This window comes from Marinobacter sp. AC-23 (assembly GCF_001858325.1).
In the GTDB taxonomy this organism is placed as follows: Bacteria; Pseudomonadota; Gammaproteobacteria; order Pseudomonadales; family Oleiphilaceae; genus Marinobacter.
The window spans coordinates 1-5,450 of record NZ_MBPP01000060.1 but is presented as its reverse complement, the minus strand read 5'-3'; the positions used below and the strand labels follow the sequence as shown (position 1 = coordinate 5,450).

The window sequence follows — 5,450 nt, the reverse complement described above, 5'->3', positions numbered from 1 at the left end:
TCCGGCGCTCTGCCAGAAGGCAGCTTGCAGCTGATCATCGGCAGCACCGGTGATCTGTTTGAGCACCTGGAAGAACAGGATGTGGTGACCTTTACAGGCTCGGCAAAAACCGCGCGCATGCTGCGTGTTCACCCGAACATCATCAATCGCTCTATTCCGTTTAACGCCGAAGCTGACTCATTGAACAGCGCCCTTCTGACTCCGGATGTCACGCCAGAACACGAAGAGTTCGATCTGTTTGTTCGGGAAGTGGGCCGTGAAATGGTCGCCAAGGCAGGCCAGAAGTGTACGGCGATTCGCCGGGTGATGGTGCCTCAGGAACACGTACAAGCGGTGTGCGACAAGCTCAAAGAGCGGCTATCGAAAATCACCACCGGCGATCCTTCGGTTGAAGGCGTGCGCATGGGCGCCCTGGCATCGATCGATCAACTGGAAGACGTGAAAGCCAATATCCAGGAACTGCTGAAAACCAGTGAGCTGATCTTCGGCGGCGAAGGCAACTTCAAGCCAACGGGCGACGGCACTGACAAAGGCGCGTTCATCGAACCGCACCTGCTGCTGTGTCGCAACCCGGAAAACGGCTGCGGCGCCCACGACATCGAGGCCTTTGGCCCGGTTGCCACGATCATCCCCTACAACAACCTGGACGAAGCGGTTGAGCTGGTCGCCAAAGGCCGCGGCTCACTGGTTACCACGGTAACCACCCGCGACCCGGCCACCATTGCCAAGCTGGCACCGGCGCTGGCTGCCTACCACGGTCGCCTGCACCTGCTGGATGCAGAAGCTGCCAAAGAATCTACTGGCCACGGCTCGCCCTTGCCCATGCTGAAGCACGGCGGCCCCGGGCGCGCTGGTGGCGGTGAAGAGCTTGGCGGTATCCGTGCTGTGTTCCACTACCTGCAGCGCACAGCTATTCAGGGTTCGCCCACCATGCTGGCCGCAGTCACCGGTGAGTACATTCGTGGGGCCAAGGTTATCGAGAACGACATACATCCGTTCCGTTATCACTTCGAAGACCTGCAGATCGGCCAGTCACTGTTGACTCACCGTCGTACAGTTACGGAAGCAGATCTGGTGAACTTCGGCTGCTTGTCGGGCGATCATTTCTACATGCACTTTGATGAGATCGCCGCCAAGAACAGCCAGTTCGGCAAGCGCATCGCACACGGCTATTTCGTGCTGTCTGCGGCAGCCGGAATGTTCGTGCATCCAGCCGAAGGCCCGGTACTGGCAAACTACGGTCTGGATACCCTGCGCTTCATCGAGCCAGTAGCACCGGGCGACACCATTCGTGCCCGCCTGACCTGCAAGCGCAAGATAGATCAGGGACGCACATCACCAGACGGTCACCCACAAGGCGTGGTGGTTTGGGATGTTCAGGTCACCAATCAGGAAGACGAGCTGGTTGCCAGCTACGACATCCTGACGTTGGTTGCGAAAAAGCCGGAGTAATTCTTCCGGCCATAAAAAAACCGCCAGCAGCTTCCAGCCCTGGCGGTTTTTTTGTATCTGGCATTCCGTCACATACCCAGATACGCCTCGCGTACTTTCTCGTTGCTCAGCAACTCACGGCCAGAGCCTTCCATGACCACCCGACCGGTCTCCAGCACGTAACCACGATCGGCAAGCGCCAACGCCTGAGAGGCGTTCTGCTCCACCAGAAAGATGGTCATGCCTTCATTCTTAAGCTCTTTGACGATATTGAAAATCTCTTCAATGATCAGCGGAGCCAACCCCATGCTGGGCTCGTCCAACAGCAACAGCCTGGCTTCGCCATCAGCGCCCGGCCCATGGCCAGCATCTGCTGTTGGCCACCAGAGAGCTCGCCTGCCAGGTTGCGACGCTTCTGGCGCAGTATGGGAAATTTCTCATACATGCGCTCAATATCGTCTTCCACTTCCGGGCTGCGGCCACGGGTGTAGGCGCCCAGCAACAGGTTGTCCTCAACGCTCAAATCTTTAAACACCTGCCGGCCTTCGGGCACCTGAACAATACCGCTGGCAACCCGCTGGTCTGTAGTGACTTTCAGCAAATCTTTACCCTCGAAGGTAATGCTGCCGCTGTCGGTCGGCTGCAGACCGGAGATTGTCATCAGTAGCGTCGACTTGCCCGCACCGTTGGCGCCAACCAATGAAACAATCTCACCGCTGTTGATACGAATATCAACACCGTGGAGCGCTTCAATCTGGCCATAGGAGGTCTTCAGACCCTTGATAGAGAGCATCTCCTGCGTAGCGCGCTGTGCGCTTTTACGCGGTGCTTGGCGCAGCCCCAAACCACCCAGACGCTCTGGTGTGTGGCTCACAATGCGATGGCGCAGTTCACGAAATTCATCCCGCACCCGCTCGCCAAACAACGGATCGTTGGCCTGGTCACGGGATTCAACAATCAGGTGCCAGTCATCTTCACTCAAAAGTTTGCGGGCCCGGGGTATCACCACGCCTTCTTCTTTTTTGATGTGCTTGCGCAGGGCTTCGGTAAATCTTGCCAGCGCGTGGCTGAAGTCTTCCCGGCCATCGGGCCAGCGCTCCATGCATACCATTAGCAAGTGGCGCAGCTCGTTGATCTTTTGATCGCCTATCACATAGCCGTGTGCGAGCTTATCCAGCAACGGCTTGGTTTCCGGCGACTTTTCACCGAGCATACGGTACAACACGATCTCCTCGGGAGAGCTGTGCACTCGCCGGGCAAAGTGCTGCACGTAATCAAAAATATTGTTGAACAGCGTTTCGTCGGGCTGCTGTTCGTTAATGTTCATGTCGTGCTGGAGTTCATCCAACAAATCCAGAATACGCCATAGCGACTGGTGTTCCTGAACAATTGTGCTGATGGCTTGCAAGCTGTAGCTGTCTTCAGGCGCCACGTTGGTCGGTGTCTGTGTCATTGTGGTTATTCCTCGCTCCGTTTAACCGCCCAGGTAGGCTGCGATAACATCCGGGTTTGCACGAATCTGTTCCGGCGTGCCTTCCGCCAGTACGCGCCCGTAGTTAAGCACCAACAAACGGTCGGAAATACCCATTACCAGCTTCATGTCGTGCTCCACCAGCATCACCGTAATGCCCTGCTCGGCAATCTTGCGGATAAGATCTTCCAGCGCCGCGGTTTCCACGGCGTTCAGGCCAGCCGCAGGCTCATCCAGCAGGACGACTTTTGGCTCTGCGGCCAGCGCACGGGCGATCTCCAGACGCTTCAACGCACCATAAGACATAGCCGACGCTTCAGTGTCGAGGTACTCGCCACAACCCACAAACTCCATCAACTCGGCAGCCTTTTCCCGCGCGGCTTTTTCGCCCCGGGTAAGCGCAGGCAAACGAAACAGGGTGGTCAGCAGATTGCTTTTCAGGGTCAGGTGCCGGCCCAGCATCACGTTTTCAATGGCGGTCATGTTCATGCATATCTGCATTTGCTGGAACGTGCGACACATGCCCCGCTCCGCCAGCTGGTTTGGCAACAGCTTCGCAATGCTTTCGCCGTGCAATTTCACCTCACCACTGGTGGGCGTGTACAGGCCTGTAATCAGGTTAAACAGGGTGGTTTTACCGGCGCCGTTGGGACCGATAACCGAATACACCTGTCCCGCATCCACTGAGAAGCTCACGCTTTCAACAGCGTGTACGCCGCCAAACGCCTTGGACAGATTATTAACTTCAACCAGAGCGGTCATGCGTCACCTCCGGCAGATTTGGAGCGTCGTTTGGTCAGGAAATTGGCTGCAGTTGGCAGCAGACCCTTGGGCATAAAAATCATGGTCAACATCAGGATCAAGCCAAACAGCACCATTTCCATCTCCTGAAAATCAGCCAGTACTTGCGGCAGCAGTTCTAGTACCACAGCACCAATAATTACCCCTATGGTGGAGCCCATGCCCCCGAGCACCACCATGGTAATCAGCAATATGGAGAAGTCGAAACTGGCCACAGAGGGCGTAATAAAGCCCTGAAAATGTCCATAAAGCGCACCCATTACACTGGCGTATACCGCTGAGATCACGAACACCAGGCTTTTGTACTTTGCGGTATTCACGCCCACTACACTGGCCGCCACTTCGGACCCGTGAACGGAGCGCAAAGCGCGACCAATGGGGGAATCAATCAGGTTTTGGGCGAGCCAGACCGCAACGAGCAACACCACGCCGGCGAACAGATACCAGGCCAGATCACCGCTGATGTCCATGCCAAACAGCGAATACTGTCCAAAGGCGCTTAGCTCCCAGCCAAACACATCAAACGGGGGAACCGGCATGCCGTCGGGCCCGCCGGTTATTTCCCGCTCGTTGTTCAGAATGATGGCAATGATGAAGCCCACCGCCAAAGTAGCCATGGAAAGATAATGACCCTTCAGGCGCAGAATCGGGCGGCCAACAACCCAGGCGATTATGGCCACAACCACTGCGCCAACAACCAGAGCAGGAATAGCAGACCAGCCGTATGTGCCGGTCATAATCGCGCTGAAATAAGCACCTAGGCCAAAGAATCCCGCATGGCCCAAACTGATCTGGCCAGCAAAACCTACCAGCAGGTTGAGGCCCACCACGGCGCCAGCGATCAACGCGATTTGAGTGGCCAAGCCATAGTGGAACGGATTGGATAGAAACAGTGGCAGTGCAAACACCACAATGGCCAGGAACACCAAGCCCCTGAGGCGGAACTGTGAAAGTCGAGCCATCATCACACCCGCTCCACAATTTTGGCGCCAAACAGGCCTCGGGGCATGAAGAACAACACCAACAGAATCATCGAGAAGGCCACAGCGTCTTTGTAGTCAGAAGACAGATAGCCTGCCGCCATGGCCTCCACCACACCAAGAGCCAAGCCGCCGACGACTGCTCCCATGCCGCTGCCTAAACCGCCAATAGCCGCGGCCACAAAGCCTTTCAGCCCAAGAATGATACCGATGTCATAGGAGGTGAACGTAATAGGTGCCACCACAATACCGGCAACGGAGCCCAGCAATGCAGACACCATAAACGCCAGCATAAGCACCACTTGGGTACGAATACCCACCAAGCGGGCGGCATCCTTGTTCATTGAGGTAGCAAGAATAGCCTTGCCAGTGAGCGTGCGAGTGAAAAAGTACACCAGCACCGCCACGAGAACTGCGCCAACACCCAGCACCCACAGGCTCTGGCTGTTCAGCACGGCTCCAAAAATTTCAATCGGCTGGTCGCTGCTGAAGTTAGGCATAACGTGGTATTGCTTGCCCCAAACCAGCTGGGCCAGACCACGAATAAAAATCGACGCGCCGATGGTAATAATGATCAACGTAACCACATCCGCATTTTTCGCGGGGGCAATCGCCAGGCGCTGAAGCGCGATACCCAGCAAACCCGCCAGAACCACAGCAAGTACAATCGCGAGCAGCATGGGCACACCCATAGCTGTCAAAGACACAGTCGCCATACCGCCAATCATCAGGAACTCGCCCTGGGCGAAGTTGATCACGTGGCTGGC

General features: G+C 56.3%; 4 protein-coding genes and 2 pseudogenes. 1 reads left to right on the top strand and 5 read right to left on the bottom strand.

Going from position 1 to position 5,450, the window contains the following annotated elements:
- Positions 1-1,452 (top strand): phenylacetic acid degradation bifunctional protein PaaZ (gene paaZ, locus BCA33_RS16275; protein WP_071267502.1); only part of this gene is annotated, 1,452 nt, incomplete at its 5' end.
- 68 nt (positions 1,453-1,520) lie between these two features.
- Here paaZ and BCA33_RS20300 read toward each other — a convergent pair.
- The 5 genes and pseudogenes from BCA33_RS20300 to BCA33_RS16255 form a co-directional block, all read right to left on the bottom strand.
- Positions 1,521-2,224: pseudogene (locus tag BCA33_RS20300) on the bottom strand (ABC transporter ATP-binding protein).
- Positions 2,225-2,482: 258 nt separating this feature from the next.
- Positions 2,483-2,884: pseudogene (locus tag BCA33_RS20295) on the bottom strand (hemerythrin domain-containing protein); the annotation flags it as partial.
- Positions 2,885-2,905: 21 nt separating this feature from the next.
- Positions 2,906-3,664, bottom strand: a complete 759-nt coding sequence (locus BCA33_RS16265) for an ABC transporter ATP-binding protein (protein WP_071267500.1) — start codon at positions 3,662-3,664, stop codon at positions 2,906-2,908.
- Positions 3,661-4,668, bottom strand: coding sequence for a branched-chain amino acid ABC transporter permease (locus tag BCA33_RS16260; protein WP_071267498.1), 1,008 nt, complete (start codon positions 4,666-4,668; stop codon positions 3,661-3,663). The genes BCA33_RS16265 and BCA33_RS16260 overlap by 4 nt, the downstream gene beginning before the upstream one ends.
- On the bottom strand, positions 4,668-5,450 hold a 783-nt coding region (locus BCA33_RS16255), incomplete at its 5' end, for a branched-chain amino acid ABC transporter permease (protein WP_071267496.1). The genes BCA33_RS16255 and BCA33_RS16260, both read right to left, overlap by 1 nt.

Coding starts and splice junctions, on each gene's coding strand:
- BCA33_RS16265 (WP_071267500.1), bottom strand. CDS start 3,664: ATGACCGCTCTGGTTGAAGTTAATAATCTGTCCAAGGCGTTTGGCGGC.
- BCA33_RS16260 (WP_071267498.1), bottom strand. CDS start 4,668: ATGATGGCTCGACTTTCACAGTTCCGCCTCAGGGGCTTGGTGTTCCTG.